The following is a 17,142-nucleotide window of genomic DNA, read 5'->3' on the forward strand; positions in this document are numbered from 1 at the left end:
AATGTGGAATCGGACATACCATTTGAGATACACCATGAAAGCGATTCCTCGCTATGCGTTCTTATGCCGCCCAAGCCGTCAAAGGAGGATGCCGGAACGCTATGTTTTCCTTGTCCAAGCCGATCTCCATTCGAACCCTGCTCTTGTTCATTTTTCTGCTGCTGATGATCGTTCCGATGGTCGTCATTACTTTCGTCACCTACAAGAAGGAAAATCAAATCTTCCAAAGCCAGGTCGGCCAATTTCTCGCTCAGACCGTTCAGCAGACGGGCAAAGCGCTGGACGCCAATCTGACGGAGATCGATCGCCTCACGTGGTCTCTGCTCTACCAGCGGCAGCTCGATTTTCTGGATTCGCCGCTTCATACCCCCTACCAGCTGCAGGAGGCCAACCGCCAATTTCAGCAGACGGTCTACTACGATTTGTTCCGGGGCCGATTGGATCACATTCAGACGGTTTATTTCATCACGCCCGACAAGATCGTTCTATCGACGGACAACACCTATCAATGGGCCAAGCAAATGAACGAAGAAAATTACCGGCAAATTATCGAAACCGTGGACGGCAATCCGCTGAAAATGAATTGGTTCGGCGCGCGCGGCGCCGCCTTCCGGCCGACCAGCGGGTTCGAAACTTCGGTGCGGGACTCGGTAGTGGCGGTGCGGAAGCTGATCGACAGCAATTTCTCGGAGCCGCGAGGCCACTTGATGGTCCAGCTGAACGACCGCTTCCTGGGCGATTCGCTGGCCAACGTCCGGATCGGCTCCACCGGGGCGCTGCTCGTCACCGATCCCGAGGGGGAAATCGTCTATATGCAGGATGCCGAGCTGCTGCGGAACGAATCGATCCGGGATGCCGTCAAAGCTCTGCCGCGCCAGGGAAGCGGAACGGTCAAGCTGCAGAACGAGTGGCTGCTGTCCTATACGACTTCGGAGATAAGCGGCTGGAAGATGACCGCCGTCGTCCCTATGGGCGAGCTGCTGGGCGCCAACCAGAAGATTTTGCGGTATTTATTGATTATGGCCGTGCTCGGCACCGTCGTTTTTATCGCGATTTCGGTCATGCTCGCTGCGGCTCTATCCAAACCCGTCATTCAGCTCGCCCGCATGATGTCCTCGACCTCACTCGACCATCTGCACGTGCGGGACATTCAAGGGTCGATTCACGAAATCGGGATTCTGCAGCGGAATTTCAATCGGCTGATGGATCGCATCCAGCAGTTGATGCAGGATAACGAACGGAAGGAGAAGGAAAAACGCGAGGCGCTTCTGCAGACGCTGCAAATGCAAATACAACCCCATTTTCTGTACAACACCCTGGACACGATTTATTGGATGTCCAAGAAGCATCAAGCGGAGCCGATCAGCAAGCTGGTCGCCGCGCTGGGCAAGTTTTTCCGGTTTACGCTGAATTCCGGGCAGGAGTGGACGACGCTCGACAAAGAGCTCGGACATTTGGAAAATTACCTGCTTATCCAGTCGTTCCGCTACCGCGATCGCGTTCGGCATCATATCGAGCTGGACCCGCAGGCCAGGAATGCCGCCATCATTCCGCTGCTCCTGCAGCCGCTCGTCGAGAACGCGCTGGAGCACGGGATCTCCCGGATGCCGGAAGGCGGAATCGTGCGGATTGCCGCGCGGAAGGAAGGCCGGCTGGTCCGCATCGGGATCTTCAATTCGGGGGCCCCGGTCGACGCGAAGAAGGTCTATCGCATTTTGCACGGGGACTCTCCGGACGATCACGTCGGCTTGCGCAACGTGCAGAGCCGGATTCAGATGGCGTTCGGACCGGAGTACGGCCTTGCCGTGGAGCCCGGAGAAGACGGGGGAACGCTCGTTACCGTCACCCTCCCTTATAAAAGTCTGCCGACGGAGAGGATAGCCGAATGACGCGAAATAAATTGAACGTATGGCTGTCGATCGCTTTCGCGCTGATGGCGTTATGGGCGCTGGGCGGAATCGTACTGCTGGACCGGAGCGTGGAGACGGTCCCGTCGGAGCCTGCGGCAGCCGATTCCCTCAAGGTGCTGATTCGCACCGGGACGGAGTCGGCCGCCCTTCGGGAGCTGCTGGCGCCCTTCAAGGAGGCGACGGGAATTCGCGCCGAGCTGATCGAGGTCGGCCGGGACGGTTATTTTACGACCGTCGGAACCCAGCTCCTGGCCGGATCGGACACCTTCGATCTGGTGTTCGTGCCGAATACCTCCATCGCGGAGCTGGCCTCCGCGGGGGCGATACTGCCCTTGGACCCTTATATCCGCGATCCCGCGTTAACGGACCAAGAGACCTTCGATCTGCAAGATTTGCTGGCCGTGTACACCTACCAAGAGAAGATTTATGCGCTTCCTACCGACATCAGCACCCACTTCCTCTACTACCGGAGCGATCTTATTCCGGAGCCTCCGGAGACTTGGGACGAAGTGTACGAGCTCGCGGAGCAATTCTCGCAGAGCCGCAACCCGCAATCTCCGACCCAGTGGGGCCTGGTCATGCCCGCCGTCATTCCGGAGGAGCGAACGAAAATATTCGCTTCCCTGCTGTGGACGTTCGGAGGCGACTTCATAAGCGACCGGGACGGCCATTCGCGGCTTGGCGAACCGGGCTCCGTGCAAGCGGCGAGGTACGTGCAGCAGCTTCTGCAGCGCAAGGCGATTCCCGGAGATCTTCTCTACTGGGATTTCGTGAAAACCCGGGACGCCTTGTTGTCCGGGGAGGCGGCGATGGCCGCGCCGTTCTGGAATTCGGCCTATCCGATGATCCAATCCGACCGGAACAGCCCGTTCGGCCCTCTCATCCGGATCGCGATGCTGCCCGGCATCAAGGACGAGCAAGGGATCGTTCGCAGAGTCCCGTTCCAGCACGGCTGGACGTTCGCCATTAACGCCAACTCCAAACATCGGGAGTGGGCGTGGAAGTTTCTGGCCTATGCTACGGGCAAAGAAGGCGGAGAGCGATACGTGAAAGCCGGAGGCGTTCCGGCGCGCCGCTCGATTCTGTCCGATCCGGCGTACAAGTCGACGCGGCCGGATTTCCAGCTTATTCTCGACAGCATGAAGGTCGCCCGCTCGGAGCCTTCGATTACGCATTATCCGTTGATGGTGGAAATCACCGAGAAGGCTTTGGCTAAAATCTATACGCTCGATAGCTCTCCCGAAGACGCGATGAAGGAGGCGACCAACGATCTGAACCGGTTGTCGGGCAAATAAAGGAACGAGAGGGGATCGAAAATGACGAAGCACGGATACAGAGCCGCCATTATCGACGACGAAGCCTGGATCCGCGAAGGATTAAGCGAATATATCGGCTGGAGCAAGCTCGGGATCGAGCTCGTACGCGTATTTCAGGACGGAGCCGAAGCTTACGCTTATTTCGAACGGGAATCGGTGGACATCGTCCTGTCCGACATTCGCATGCCGAATATGACCGGACTGGAACTGCTGGCCAAGCTTCACGAACGCAGGAGCGTTCGCCCGGAGTGTACGCCGCCCAAGGTGATTTTCCTAAGCGGTTTCGAAGATTTCAAATATGCGCAGGAGGCTCTGCGGCTGGGCGCGATCGACTATCTGCTCAAGCCGACGGAGGTCGAGGAAATCGAAGCCGCGCTGCTCAAGGCGAAACGGAGGGTTGATGAGGCCCAGGCACCGGCGACCCCGAACGGGCCGTCGGAAAACGAGGGCGCGGCAGTCAACGCGGAAGAACCCGGCTCCTATCTGATCAAGAAAGCAATCCATCTCCTGACGACCCGATACGGAGAGGAATTGCACCTGGCGGACATCGCCAACGAATTGTTCATCACGCCCAATTACTTAAGCCGGTTATTCCGCCAGGAGACGGGAAAATCCTTCGTCGAGCTGCTCTCCGAGATCCGCATGGACAAGGCGAGAGCTTTGCTGCTGAGCGAAGAAGGCATGAAAATTTACGAGGTCGGCGCGGCGGTCGGTTACCCGAATCCCCGGTATTTCAGCGAATGGTTTCATAAGAACGCGGGGATGACCCCAGGCGAGTACCGGAATGCCCATTATCGCTCCTAAGACCCGTCATTGTGAAAAATATCGGAAGAAAAGATAGAACCACCGCGTTATCTCCGCCGCTCCGTCCGGGTTATGATGAATTCGTAAAACGCTTTCATCCTAAGCTGAAAGGGGCATTTTAAGGTGAAAAGAAAATGGGGACTTACGGTGACCGCCGTGGCGTTGACAAGCTTGCTGCTGTCGGCCTGCGGCGGCGGCAACGAGGCCGGCAGCGCCTCTCCGTCCGCCTCGGGTTCTCCGTCGAAGTCGCCGGAGCCTGAGGCCAGCGCTCCGGCTTCCCAGGCAGGCGGAGGAGAGGTCGAAATCTTCAGTTGGTGGACGGGCGCCGGAGAAGAGGCCGGGCTGCTCGGTCTGATCGATTTGTTCAGCGGCAAGCACGCGGATATCGAAGTCATCAACGCCGCGGTGTCCGGCGGCGCCGGCACGAACGCGAAGGCCGTCCTGGCCAGCCGCATGCAAGGCGGAGACCCGCCGGACGCGTTCCAGGTGCACGGCGGTGCGGAGCTCAACAGCGGTTGGGTGGCGGCGGACAAGGTGATCGAGCTGAACGATCTGTTCGCCTCGGAAGGCTGGATGGACAAATTCCCGCAGGACCTGATCGACCTCGTCAGCAGCGAGGGCAAGATCTATTCCGTACCGGTGAACATTCACCGCGGGAACGTCGTTTTTTTCAACCGGAAAATATTCGACGACAACGGGCTGAAAGCCCCGAACACGTTCGACGAATTCTTCCAGGCCGCGGACGCGCTCAAAGCGAAAGGGATTACCCCTCTTGCCCTTGGAGACAAAGAGCCGTGGACGGCTACGATGGTGCTCGAGAACGTCCTTCTCGGGGTACTCGGTCCCGACGATTACAAGAAGCTGTGGACGGGCGAGCTTTCCTTCGACGACGCCAAAGTGGAACAATCGCTGGAGCTGTTCAAGAAAATGCTCACCTATGTGAACGACGATCATGCCGCCCGCAACTGGCAGGACGCGGCTCAACTCGTCGCCAACGGCGAAGCGGCCATGAACATTATGGGCGACTGGGCCAAGGGCTACTTCACGACCGACCTCAAGCTGGAAGCGAACAAGGACTTCGGCTGGGCGGCGACGCCGGATACGAACGGCTTGTTCATGGTCATTACGGATACGTTCGCGATTCCGAGAGGAGCCAAGAACGAAGCCAACGCCATAGAATGGCTGAAGGTGCTCGGTTCCGTCGAAGGACAGGACGTGTTCAATCCGCTGAAGGGCTCCATTCCCGCACGACTCGATGCGGACGTATCGAAATACGACGTATACGGCCAGTCGACGATCGAAGACTTCAAGACGGCTAAGCTTGCCGCGAGCATGGCGCACGGCTCGGCCGCTCCCGAAGGCTTTACGACGCAGGCCAATCAGATCGTCAATATTTTCGTCACCAATGGGGATGTCGGCCAAGCCCTGAAGACCTTAAAAGCCGCTCAAGCTTCCAGCATTCAATAACGACTGACGGGGTCAGATGGGAAGCTGCGCATCTGGCCCTTCCCTATGGGAGGCACGACATAATGATGCACAAATCCGAGAAAGCGATCCCTGTCCTGATGCTGCTGCCGTCGGCAGCGGCGATTGCGATCTTCGTATACGGATTTATTTCCTGGACGGGATACGTCTCGCTCACCGACTGGAATACGCTCGTCAGAACCACCGGGTTCGTCGGATTGGACAACTACGCTTTCCTGTTCCGGGACTTCCGGTTTCAATCCGATTTGCGGAACACGCTGGCCTTTACCGCGTTCTTCATCGGACTGACGATGCTGTGCGGACTGTTCCTCGCTACGGTTGTGGATTCGAAAATCAAGGGAGAGGCTTTCTTCCGGAACGTCTTCCTGTTTCCGATGGCGCTCTCCTTTATCGTTACCGGCGTCGTGTGGCAGTGGGTGCTGAACCCGGGGACCGGCGTTAATCTCGTCCTGAAATCGCTGGGCGCATCCGCTGTGCCCAAATGGTACACCAGCACCGCGATTCTGCCCAAGCTGTCTCTCGGCTTGATCGATTTCGGCCTGCCCCTGGCCGTCATTGCCGTTGTCCTGGCCGCCGTATGGCAAATGTCGGGATTCGCGATGGCGATGTATCTGGCCGGCTTGCGCTCGATATCCGACGACCTTCGGGAAGCCGCCCGAATCGACGGAGCCACGGAAAATCAAATTTTCCGCAAGGTCATTTTGCCGCAGCTAAAGCCGATTTCGATGAGCTTGATCATTATACTGGCGCACATTTCCTTGAAAATATTCGATCTCGTCTACGCCATGACGGGACCGGGCGCCATGTTCGTCACGGACGTTCCCGGCGTGTACATGTTCGAAACAACGTTCAGGGGCAATCATTATGCCCAGGGGTCCGGGATCGCCATGATCATGCTCCTGCTCGTCTCCCTGCTGATCGTCCCTTATCTGATTTCGAGCTTTCGAAAGGAGCGGGGTTAGTTGAGCAAGAAAATATCTCCCCCTGTTCTGCTGTACCCGCTGGCCGTCGTCCTGGCCGCGTTCTTCCTGGTTCCCGTTTATATTATGCTGGTCACGAGCTTCAAAGGGCTGGACGAGATTACGTTGGACCGGATGTGGCGGCTGCCGGCCGGCCTGGACTTCTCCGGCTATCATGAAGCCTACGACAAGCTGCTTCCGAACCTGCGGAACAGCTTCTGGCTGGCCATTCCGGCGACCGCGCTGTCGGCCGCGATGGGGGCGATGAACGGGTACGTGTTGTCCAAATGGACTTTTCGCGGCTCCAACGTCTTGTTCGCGCTGATTCTGTTCGGCATGTTTATTCCTTACCAGAGCATTCTGATTCCCTTGATCCAATTCATGCAGGAGATCAAGCTGTACAATTCGATCCCGGGGCTCGTGCTCGTTCACGTCGTCTACGGCCTTCCGATCTGCACGCTCATGTTTCGGAACTTCTACGTCGGCATCCCGACGGAAATGCTGGAAGCGGCGAGAATCGACGGCGCAGGGTTTTTCGGCATCTTCCGCAGAATCATGCTGCCCTTGTCCGTATCCGGATTCGTCGTGGTGTGCATCTGGCAGTTCACGAGCGTATGGAATGAATTCCTGTTCGCCGTCACGCTGACGACGCAGAAGCAGCAGCCGATCATGGTCGCTCTGCAGAACTTGTCCGGCAGCCAGATCGTGCATTGGAACGTGCAGATGGCCGGAGCGCTGCTCGCGGCGCTGCCGACGCTGCTCGTGTATGTGCTGCTTAGCCGCTACTTCGTTCGAGGTTTGCTGGCGGGTTCGATCAAGGGGTAGCCGCCTGCCGAGGAAGCCCGCGCCGCGAGTTCGGAATTTCGCAGCGCGGGCTTGCGGTTTCCGGAAGCTTCGTTCACGGCCTATCCGAATAGCTCCCGCACCTCGTCGGCAACGGAGCGCAGGGGCCGCCCGACCAGCCTGGACAAGTCGTCGGATACGACATTCATATCGGAGTAGGGCAGCATCCGATAGATGCCGTTGTGATAGTCCGGGTCCTTGCGGTGGACGACCTTGCGGCCGGTCGCTTCCGTCAGGGCTCTGGCCAGCTCCGCCAGATTCCACGTTCGGGGCGGGGTCAGCTCGTAGGTCCGGCCCTCGTGGCCCTCCTCCGTAAGAACGGCTGCGGCCGCGGAAGCCAGATCCTCGCGCGAGGCCGTATTAAAGCTCCAATGGCCGGGAGGGCTGAGCAGAATCCCGCTTGCGGCCGCTTCCCTGATCCCCAGAAAATGCACGATATCCGTATAATAGGCATTGCGCAGAAAGGTATAGGGGATCCCCGATTCGCGTATGGCCTGCTCGGTATTCCTGTGAAGCTCGTGGACAGGCAATTTCCCCTTCTCCGGCGCAAAAATACTCGTATAGACGATATGCCCGACGCCGGCTTGGCGGGCGGCTTCGATGACGGAAAGGTGCTGGCGAAGGCGAACGGTCTCGTCCGTGCTTGGAGAGGACACCATCATCAGCTTGTCGGCGCCGCGAAAAGAAGGCTCGAGAGACTCCGGCGCATCGTAATCGCCATACCGGACGCTGATCCCGGAAGCCCTCCAGTCCTCCGCGGCTTCGGGCCGTCTGACGCTAACGATCAAATCTTGCGCTCGGCAGCGAAGCAGCAGCCGCTTCAGTATCATCCCTCCCAATTTTCCGGTGGAACCCGTCAATGCGATTTTCATGAAACGATCCTCTCCCCGCATGCAAAATAGTTAAATATTTAACCAAATGGCGATAAAGAAGAAGCTTACTCCTTCTTTCTCTGCAATTTGCGCAGCAGCGACAGCAGCAGCTTTAGCTCGTCCTCGTCCAGGGCGTTCATCCGCGCGGAGACGACGGCCCGGTTGCCCGGCAGCGCGTCCAGCAGCAGCTTCTCCCCGCTCTCGGTCAGCAGGACTCTGCGCTTGCGCCCGTCTAGCGGGTCAGCGGCGCTTCGGGTAAAGCCCTGCTGCTCCAGCGGGACGAGCAGAACGCTGATATTGGCCTTCGTCACTCCGATTCTGGCCGCCAGGACGGAGGGAAGAATGGAGCCTCCGGCCTTGGCGATCTCGACCAGTATGCGGATTCGCGCCCCGTTCAGTCCGAGCGAGGACCAGTATTTCTCCGAGACGCCGACCAGCTCCGCCGTCGTATCCACGATGCCGAAAAAAGCTTCTATTTCAAGCGGCTGCCGGATCACGTAGCGTCGAAGCTCCTCCATTTTTCCATCCCCTGCAGATTGTTTAATGTTTAACTATCCTCAGTTTATGACGGCCTAACGGAGTCTGTCAACCTGTATGATTGCCCGCCGACTCAGCTCAGCTTTTCGACGCTTGCGGCTATTCGCTCGATCTCGCCCTTGCCCAGCGCTTCGTCGCTCGCGCTGATCGTGACGGTGCGATCGTCCGCCTTGAAGCTGAGCATCGGCGTATCGGACGGGGTATACCACTTGCCCTGTACGCCGTTGGACAGGGTAACCGTCGTCCCTTCGTACTCGTAGGAATAGTCTCTCGGCGAGACATTCACGAGCATATGATCGAACACCAGATTCACTCCGTCGCCCGTGGCGACCGCTTTTCGATAAGCATCGCCGCTCGCCATTCGCGTCGGCGCATACGCCGTCTCGAACCCTTCGAACGCAGAGAACGCTTCGAGGATCTCCCGGATTTGGGCATCGCCGTACGACACCTCCGTCCCTTCTTCGGCGGTCGGAGCCGTTTCCGGCGCGTTCGTCCCGATTGCCACGCTCTCGCCGGGGAAAGCCCCGTTGCGGAGCAGACTCGTTCCCGCATATGCGCCTGCCGCTCCAACTACGGTCATTCCGGCTACCATCAACGTTACGACGGATTTTCTCATCTTCGTTTTCATCTTATCTTCTTCTCCTTTTTCATAGCAGGTGTGATAATCCCACTATAAAGCGGAGTTATTTCAAAGAAATATCCGTGTTGTATCGAATTTGTATCCGCGCGGATTTTTTTCAAAATACGCAATTTCGCCTCGGTTAATTTCTCTTTTTTCCTGTCCGCCGCGCCCATATGATAAGTAAAAAAAGCGCCCGCTCCTGAGCGCAGGGAGATCAACTTAGTGAAACCTATCGTTCAATTGCTGCATTTCGGCTACCATCAGGCGATGAGCTGCATTTTCCCGCTTGCGATTTTCGCAACCTTGGCGCTCTCCAACGCGGTGCGGGTCCCCTTCCTCCCCCGTTACGACGCTATTCTGCTGGTCCTGCTGGCCGTGCAATATCTCATGTACCGCAGCGGACTGGAGACGCGCGATGAAATCAAAGTCATCTGCCTGTTTCACCTGATCGGTCTGGCGCTCGAGTTATACAAGGTGAATATGGGGTCGTGGTCGTACCCCGACCCGGCGTATACGAAGCTGTTCGGCGTTCCGCTCTACAGCGGATTTATGTATGCGAGCGTCGCCAGCTTTATGTGCCAGGTGTGGCGGAGACTGCGGATGGACATGACGGGCTGGCCCGGGCTCGCGCCTTCGCTGCTGCTGGGCGGCGCGATCTATTTGAACTTCTTCACCCATCACTTTATTCCCGATTTTCGTTGGTGGCTGAAGGGACTCGTACTCCTCGTGTTCTGGAGAACCCGGATCGTCTATCGGGTCCGAAACAAAACCTATAGAATGCCCTTGACGCTTGCTTTTGTCATCGTAGGCCTCTTCATCTGGTTGGCCGAAAATATATCCACGTTCTTTAACGCCTGGAAGTACCCCGACCAGCACCAGAGCTGGCAGCTGGTCGGCTTCAGCAAGATCAGCTCGTGGTTCCTGCTGGTCATCATCAGCGTCATTATCGTCGCCCAGTTGAAATACGTGAAAGCCAATCGGGTATCGAAAGGTTCCTGAAGGTTGTCCCGTCGAAGCTTTCTTCGGGCTGCAAAAAAAAGAGCCCGTTTTCGAAAAAGCGGGAACCGATCGCCCGTTGATGGAGTCTTATTGATGAGGTGAGAATGTGGATCGGGATTATTTGCGTCATATGGACTCCATGGATAACGGGACGCTGCGGGAGATCATGGAACAATACTGGAGCGAAATATGGAACTACGCTTATTTCCTGACCAAGGACAGGGAAATGGCTCGCGATATCGCGCAGGATGCGTTTATCAAATCCTATTATAAAATCGCCACCTATCGGGGACAGGCTTCCTTCAAGTCCTGGCTGCTCGCCATCGCGCGCAATACCGCGTTCCGCTATAAGCGATCGGCTTTCTGGCGAAGGGTCACCCTCATGCCCCGTCCGCCGGCGGAGGAACGAACCGTCGAATCGGCCGAGGCCGCTTACTGGTCCCGACAGGAAACGGACGAGCTCTGGAGGATCGTGATGGACCTTCCGGACAAGTATCGCGAGGTGCTGACGCTGGATATTCTTTACGACCTGCCGGTCAAGGAGCTGGCGGCGCTTCTTCGGATTCCCGCGGGAACGGTCAAATCGCGGCTCAGCAGAGCTCGCCGAATCGTCGAAGACAAGCGGAAGGAGGAACAGGAATGAGGAACGATCACGAACGGACGGAGGACGGGGGCAAGCCGGATTGGTATGCGGAAGCCGGCGAAGGCCCGTTCGGACGGCAGGCTCCCGGATTGGAGGATATGGCGGCCGTCGAGAAGCGGATTGCCGATCGGGCATCTCGCAGACGAAGAAGGAACCGCCTGATCGCCTCCGCAAGCGCGATGGCCATACTGGCCGTGTTGGCGTCGACGCTGCTGATTCGCGGAGCTTGGCCACCCGCCGCCCCCCTCTCATCGGAAAACGCGGAACCGACCGCAGATCCGGACATAGTCAGGGCGATTGGAGAGACCGACGGCGGCCGGATCATCGTAACGCCCGACGCGTCCGTCCCGGAAAAGCGGGAGGCGCTCGGCGCGGCGAGCTGCTATGGCGTCGACACGGATGTGCGCACCGAGGGCAGCTACAAGGCGATCTATGAAACCGACGAGTCTCGCGAGGTTATCGCGTCCTTGCCCGATCTTTCCTTTATCCAGCCTTCGGAGGAGCCTGCTCCCATGCTGCGGCTGACGTTTCCGGACGCCGACGTCTTCCTGCTCGTTCCGCAATATCGCGACTGCCACGCGCTGACGTTTTACGCGTTCGCGGTCGAGAAGAACGGCGGGGCCGCTTATCCACTTGCCTTCGTCACGGCGGACGGCACGCTGGACAATTCTTATTACATGCCGGGCGACGAGCCGGAAATCCGCGACGGCAGGTTGGTCTTGTCCACGACGGAGGGGCCGGGCGGCGAAACGCCCGAAGGCGGGCAGGCTCGGCTGTTCCGTCTGGATCTTGCTTCTCGAACGTTCATTCAGGCGGCGGCGAGCGGGAACGCCGAGGAAATATTAGGCCAGACCGCCGACGGAACCGTTGCCGTATTGGCCGACTCGCCGAAGAAAGACGGGAGCTACCAGGGACTGACCGTTCGAACCCCGAACGGCAGCGCTTCTTTCCCGTGGACGAGCGTTTCCTCCTATGAGCCGGTCGTCAGGCTGGCGGATGCGAACCGGGACGGCCGCGACGAGATCGTGGTCATTCTGACGACGGGAACCGGAACGGAGCTGCATATGGAAGAGCTGCATGTGCTGGATGCGTCCACGCTTGCCGAGCTTCCGGCGGAAGACGCCGCGGAGGCCGTCCAGTCGAAAGTCGTCTCCTCGATAGAGAAACGGAACGGCAGCGTACGCGTAACCGCCGAAGCAAACGGAGAGAAAATCGAGAAAACCTACGACGAAGCCGACGCGACGTTCTGGAACGACGAGATCGGCTACGGAGCAATTGTATACTATCGCGTATTGGACGACGGAACGCTCGGGGCAACCTTGTTCGGGCGCGTCTCCATCACGGAGTTCCCGGTCAAGGTCGAAGTTCGATACGGCGCGGATTTAAAAGTAGAGGTCGTCGGGCTTTCGGAGAACGCATAGAAAAATGAGACATGTTATCGAAGAAGCGAACAGCGCAGCCAGCTCCTGGAGACTTCTGAACGATGCTTGAGGCTATCCCGTAAGCAAGCCGGGGTAACTAAAATGATCGAAAAAAGAATGGGGATATATCTCCTGTAGAGCGAAGCGCCTGCCTCATACGGTCATGAAATTACCCTGTTATGGGTTAATCCATTCTTAATTTCATGACCGCGCTTCGGGGTCCCCGGAAAGTAATCGGAATAAGCTGCGAAGCTTCTCGTCACTTTCTGGGGTGCATTGCAGCGGAAGGAGATATATCCCCGTGGTAATAAACGGATCATTTATATAGTTGGCTTACGGGACAGCCTTGCATCGTTGCCGACGAAGATTACGGTTGGGGCCCCGGCGCGTACGGGTCCGGCTCGAATTTCACCGCGTCCGCGACGACGTAGCCGTTCGTTCCGTCCGTGCGCACGGTTACGCTGCCCGGAGCTCCGGTTTCGAAGCGGTACGTGCCAAGCAGCAGCCATACCCCGCCCCCGGTTTTCTGGTTCAACGTCACCGTTGCGGTTCCGTCCGCGTGAACGATATCCACCGGGACGTTGCTCGCCCGATTGTCGTGCGACGACCACATCGCGTATACGCGATAGGTTCCGCTCCCGAACTCGGCAAGCTCCGGCGTAAACGTCACGCTCTTCGCGCCTTTGTCCGCGTTGCCGTCCTGCAGGAAGTCCGGGCCGTATTTGCCCGTTCCGGCATTGCTCGACGTCCAGGCGCCGACGATAGAGACGTTGTCGATATCGCGATTGTCGACGATGACGGCGTCGAACACCGGCTCGAACTTCACGGCGTCGGCGATGACGTAGCCGTTCGTTCCGTCCGTGCGAATGACGACGCTGTCCGCGGAACCGCCGGCGAAGCTGTACGTGCCGAGCAGATTCCACTTGCCTCCGCCGCCGGTCCGCTGGTTGACGGTGACGGTATCCGTACCGCCGGCATGAACGATATCGACCGGCACGTTCGACGCCCGGTTGCCGTTCGCCGGATACATCATGTACACGTTGTATGTGCCCGGCGCCAGGTTCGGCGCGTAGGAGACGGTTTTCGTCCCTTTGCCGTTATTGTTGTCGACGAGGTAATCCGCACCGTAACGGTCCGTGCTGGAGCTGATGGCCGCCCAATCGCCGACAATCGAGACGCTGCCCGTATCGGTATTGTCGACGATGACTTCGACCGGCACCGCGGCCGTCGTGCCGACGACGGTATCGCTCCACTCGGACTCGTTGCCGTCGGCGTCGAACGCTCTGACCTTGTAGCTGTAGGAGGTCGCCGCCCCCAGCCAAGTATCGAGATAGGAGGTATCCGTCGTCGTGGCGATTTCGATGCCGTTGCGGAGAACCCGGTATCCGGCGACGCCTTCGTTATCCGTCGATGCCGACCAGTCGAGCCGAATTCGGCTGCTCGACAGCGAGGTCGCCGTCAAATCCTCCGGAGCGCTTGGCGCCTCCACGTCGAGCTCCTTCGTCGTCGCCGCGATCCCGGCGCTCTCGGCCGACAGATTGCTCGCCGCGTCGAACGCCTTCACCTTGTACAAATAGGTTGTATCCGGAGCCAGATTCGCGTCCTGGTAAGAAACGCCCGCCGATTGGCCGACTTCGACTCCGTCGCGATAAATCAAGTAGCCCGTCACGCCCACGTTGTCCGCCGGCGGCGTCCATTCGAGATCGATCCGGCCGGACGATACGACGAATGCAGTCAAGCCGGTCGGCGCGCCGGGCGGTACCGTATCGACGAAGCCGCGAACGACCGTCGGGCCGGATTGAACCGCGGTGCGAACCGCATCGGTCGTCGTATCCGTCGCCCGGTAATAGTACGAATGAACGCCCGGCACCAGCGTTGTCGCATACTCGTACCGTTTGCCGTCCGAATACGTCTTGTCTTCGGGCTCCGCCGCCGTCATGTCGCGAATAACGCCGTCGATGACGACTTGCACGACGTGCGGCCTGTCATTGTCCGCATCGGAATAAGAGACGGCAAAGACGAATTCGGTCTCCTCGCTGCCCATCGCCGCGTTTAAGCTATCCGCCAGCAGGACGGGGGCGGTTCCGTTCTCCTCGTTCGAGGCGGTGATGTCGTCGATCAAGATTTCTCCGTAACCTCCGGCCGTCTGGCTGAGCCATAGCTCAAGATGAACGTTGTCCAGCGGGAACAGCTGGTCCAGATCGAAGCTGTACGTCGTCCACTCGTCCGCTACCGCTATCGCCCCGCCGGACAAGCTCGTGCCGTTCGCCGACACTTTAATGCGCGCGTTCGGATAACCCGGATTTTTCATCGTCACGTTTAAGGAATGATAACCGGACAAATCGATCGTATCCTTCCACGGCTCGAATTTGGCCTGGGATCGGGACGACGAAGCGGTCTGCGCGAATTTGCCCGCGCTCCTTCCGTCAACCGTTGTCATGACGTAAGCTCCCGTGCCTCCGTCCTGGTTATACCAGTTGACCCAGCCCTCGTTGCCGCCGCGGCTTCCCCAGGTTCCCAGCTTGCCGAAGTCGTCGTACAGCAGCGGATGGGACGGATCCGGCAGCGGAGGCGCCACGGCGAAATGCGTGTTGCTGTAAGTGATTTTGTCCGCAGCGTCGATGCCTCTGACCGTCACTCTGCGCGTGGCGTAGGACGCATTCGTGTCGGTAGCGACGACCCCGGTATAGACGGCCCCGGCAACCGTCATTGGAGCGTAAGCGGCTCCCGCGTATTCAATCGCGCTCACGCCGTCATCCGGCTCGGCGAATATCGTCACGTCCCCCGTCACAAAATCGCCGATTTTCGGAGACGTAATGACGATCCGATCCGGCTCGGCGCCTCCCGCGGACGAGCTTCCGTCCAAGCCGATCAAGCCCATGATCGTATAGAACAGTCCGGCCTGGATGCTGATGCTGTACTCGTTATACCGCCACTGGTCGATATCGTCCGCCCAGAGCGGGCGATCTTCGTACCAGGGGCTTACGCTTCTCTTGTCCTTCGTGTCCCGGAAGTTCGGTCCGCTGACCATCGCCCCCGGCACGATAATGCCGGTATTATTGCGGTCGTAAACCTCTTCGTCGAGCCGGGTATGCAGGAAATCCACGTGATCGGCCCCGATGCCCGACACCCAGCTGATATTCCACGGATTGGCCCCGAATATCCAGTACAGGCCTTTCAGCGCGGCGCGAAGCGCGGCAGGGTCCCCGAACAGCTCGTAATAGCGGATCACGTCGCCCACATACGAAGCGTGCGGCTCGTTAACGCCGAAATCGTTATAATCGTTGTACACCCCGTAAGGCGTATCGTCGGCGATCGACATAAAATATTCCGCCTGCTGCTTCAGCAAGTCGTGGATATGCGCCTGCGTTGCGGAATCCGCGACCGGATAAAATTCCGCCAGCGAAATCGGCCGCAAATCCCAATAATCGGTCGTCGAGAGATCGCCGAACGCCAGTCCGTTGATTCGCGTGGCGGCGGTACTGCCGTAGTCGGCGTCGCTTGTCAGCAAAAACAGTTCCGTCTCCGCCCACAGCATCGAATTGGCAAGTCCGCCATTGCGCGTCGGATACGAGCCCATCGGCCCGTCCGGATTGGCCGCCGCGTAGTCGTAAAATACTTCCGCTGCCGCCGCGCTGTCGTCGGCGAACTGCTCGAACTCCGCGACAAGACCGGCATCGATGTGCCCGTTGGCAAGCGCATGCCCGATCGCCCTTGCCGTCGCCGCCAGCGCGCCCGCCGCTTTCGCCGAGCCCCCGACGCCGAGGTTGCGAAGCTGCCGGTCGTCCGACGTTCCCGGCACGTTGTCCGTCGACTTCTCCGGGTGCACGAACCCGGCGTTATTGCTCAGGTCGTACATCGCTCCGCCGAGCTGGTCGGCGAATTTCAGCAAATATTCGCTGCCGAACCTCGCCTCGTCGATCAAGTCCGGCACGCCGTTGCTGTCGTTGTCGAACCGGACGCCGGACGCGTCCGCATGACGAAGATACGCCAGCGCGATTTCCCCGGTCACCCACTGGTTGCCCGCGAACTTGCCGTAATCTCCCGCGTCGTACCAGCCGCCCGTCAGATCGTATTGGACCGTCCCGTCCGCCGATTTGGCATCGTCGAGATGTCCGGCCGGGTGGAAAACCTTCGGCGAGGGAGCGACGCTGCTGTACCCGGCCGGATAGGCGTCGGATGTGGCGACGTTGGCCCGCTGAATCCGGTAAAACGCCGTCATCTCGTCCTTGTAGCTGTCCCACACGTTCGCCTGAATCGGAAACGTGTACGAAGAAGTCCCATTGCTGCGTATCGTATAACCCGTTCCGATCTGCGTCACGGCGGAAAAATCGATGGAGTACACCCGCTTGTTCCACGTTGCGCCTTCATCCTTCATCGTTCCCGCAGCGACCGCGGAAGCGCCGTCCCAAACTTCGTACGAAGTGTCGGTCAGCGGCCCGGAAGCGGTTACAAAAGCGACTTTGTAATCCCCCGCGCTATAGCCTGCCTGACTCACGACAATGTTCTCCACGAAGCCCGGGCTGTCGGCGGAGACGGGCGATACGGCCGCCAAGTGGAACGCCAACAGGACAGCCGCGCTCGCGGCCGTCCATTTCCGGGCAAATCTCCTTGCAAGATTGCGCTTTTTCGAATCTGTCATTACGGCAAGTCTTCTCGCCAAATTGCGCTTTCTCGGATCTGTCATTACGGTAAGCCTCCTCTTCGATTTTGTATCTCAAAGCCGGCCCG

General features: G+C 58.8%; 13 protein-coding genes. 9 read left to right on the plus strand and 4 right to left on the minus strand.

Translation table 11 applies throughout. From position 1 onward, the window contains the following. Positions 1-101: 101 nt before the first annotated feature. The 6 genes from ACFFT4_RS02115 (at position 102) to ACFFT4_RS02140 (ending at position 7,299) form a co-directional block, all read left to right on the plus strand. Positions 102-1,889 (plus strand): cache domain-containing sensor histidine kinase, encoded by a 1,788-nt coding sequence (locus ACFFT4_RS02115; protein ID WP_378044673.1) that lies wholly within the window; start codon positions 102-104, stop codon positions 1,887-1,889. Beyond that, positions 1,886-3,205, plus strand: a complete 1,320-nt coding sequence (locus tag ACFFT4_RS02120; RefSeq protein WP_378044675.1) for an ABC transporter substrate-binding protein — start codon at positions 1,886-1,888, stop codon at positions 3,203-3,205. Before ACFFT4_RS02115 ends, ACFFT4_RS02120 begins: the two co-directional genes overlap by 4 nt. A gap of 21 nt (positions 3,206-3,226) precedes the next feature. Then, positions 3,227-4,030, plus strand: a complete 804-nt coding sequence (locus ACFFT4_RS02125) for a response regulator transcription factor (protein ID WP_378044677.1) — start codon at positions 3,227-3,229, stop codon at positions 4,028-4,030. A gap of 174 nt (positions 4,031-4,204) precedes the next feature. Beyond that, positions 4,205-5,497 carry an ABC transporter substrate-binding protein gene (locus tag ACFFT4_RS02130; protein WP_378044745.1) on the plus strand — a complete coding sequence of 431 codons (1,293 nt, stop codon included), beginning with the start codon at positions 4,205-4,207 and terminating at the stop codon, positions 5,495-5,497. 62 nt (positions 5,498-5,559) lie between these two features. Then, positions 5,560-6,477, plus strand: a complete 918-nt coding sequence (locus ACFFT4_RS02135; RefSeq protein WP_378044679.1) for a carbohydrate ABC transporter permease — start codon at positions 5,560-5,562, stop codon at positions 6,475-6,477. Next, positions 6,478-7,299: a carbohydrate ABC transporter permease gene (locus tag ACFFT4_RS02140; RefSeq protein ID WP_378044680.1), complete on the plus strand. Its 822-nt coding sequence runs from the start codon at positions 6,478-6,480 to the stop codon at positions 7,297-7,299. It abuts the gene before it with no gap. Between the two features lie 80 nt (positions 7,300-7,379). On the opposite strand, the gene ACFFT4_RS02145 is transcribed toward ACFFT4_RS02140, so the two are convergent. The 3 genes from ACFFT4_RS02145 to ACFFT4_RS02155 all read right to left on the minus strand — a co-directional run bounded on the left by ACFFT4_RS02145 (position 7,380) and on the right by ACFFT4_RS02155 (position 9,354). After that, complete coding sequence (locus ACFFT4_RS02145; RefSeq protein WP_378044681.1) at positions 7,380-8,189, minus strand: SDR family oxidoreductase; 810 nt, start codon at positions 8,187-8,189, stop codon at positions 7,380-7,382. Positions 8,190-8,254: 65 nt separating this feature from the next. Next, positions 8,255-8,707 (minus strand): MarR family winged helix-turn-helix transcriptional regulator, encoded by a 453-nt coding sequence (locus ACFFT4_RS02150; protein WP_378044683.1) that lies wholly within the window; start codon positions 8,705-8,707, stop codon positions 8,255-8,257. A 92-nt stretch (positions 8,708-8,799) separates the two neighbouring features. Continuing rightward, entirely contained in the window at positions 8,800-9,354 is a 555-nt protein-coding gene (locus tag ACFFT4_RS02155) for a hypothetical protein (protein ID WP_378044684.1), read from the minus strand. A 216-nt stretch (positions 9,355-9,570) separates the two neighbouring features. On the opposite strand from ACFFT4_RS02155, the gene ACFFT4_RS02160 reads away from it, so the two are divergent. From ACFFT4_RS02160 to ACFFT4_RS02170, 3 genes are all read left to right on the plus strand, one after another. Continuing rightward, positions 9,571-10,347 carry a DUF817 domain-containing protein gene (locus ACFFT4_RS02160; RefSeq protein WP_378044686.1) on the plus strand — a complete coding sequence of 259 codons (777 nt, stop codon included), beginning with the start codon at positions 9,571-9,573 and terminating at the stop codon, positions 10,345-10,347. A 106-nt stretch (positions 10,348-10,453) separates the two neighbouring features. Continuing rightward, positions 10,454-10,990, plus strand: a complete 537-nt coding sequence (locus ACFFT4_RS02165) for an RNA polymerase sigma factor (RefSeq protein ID WP_378044688.1) — start codon at positions 10,454-10,456, stop codon at positions 10,988-10,990. Next, a complete protein-coding gene (locus ACFFT4_RS02170; RefSeq protein WP_378044689.1) occupies positions 10,987-12,411 on the plus strand; it encodes a hypothetical protein in 1,425 nt (474 codons plus the stop codon). The genes ACFFT4_RS02165 and ACFFT4_RS02170 overlap by 4 nt, the downstream gene beginning before the upstream one ends. Positions 12,412-12,778: 367 nt before the next feature. Here ACFFT4_RS02170 and ACFFT4_RS02175 read toward each other — a convergent pair whose 3' ends face one another. Continuing rightward, positions 12,779-17,098, minus strand: coding sequence for a golvesin C-terminal-like domain-containing protein (locus tag ACFFT4_RS02175; RefSeq protein ID WP_378044691.1), 4,320 nt, complete (start codon positions 17,096-17,098; stop codon positions 12,779-12,781). Positions 17,099-17,142: the final 44 nt, after the last annotated feature.

Origin of the sequence: Cohnella cellulosilytica (assembly GCF_042431195.1) — a bacterium.
In the GTDB taxonomy this organism is placed as follows: Bacteria; Bacillota; Bacilli; order Paenibacillales; family Paenibacillaceae; genus Cohnella; species Cohnella cellulosilytica.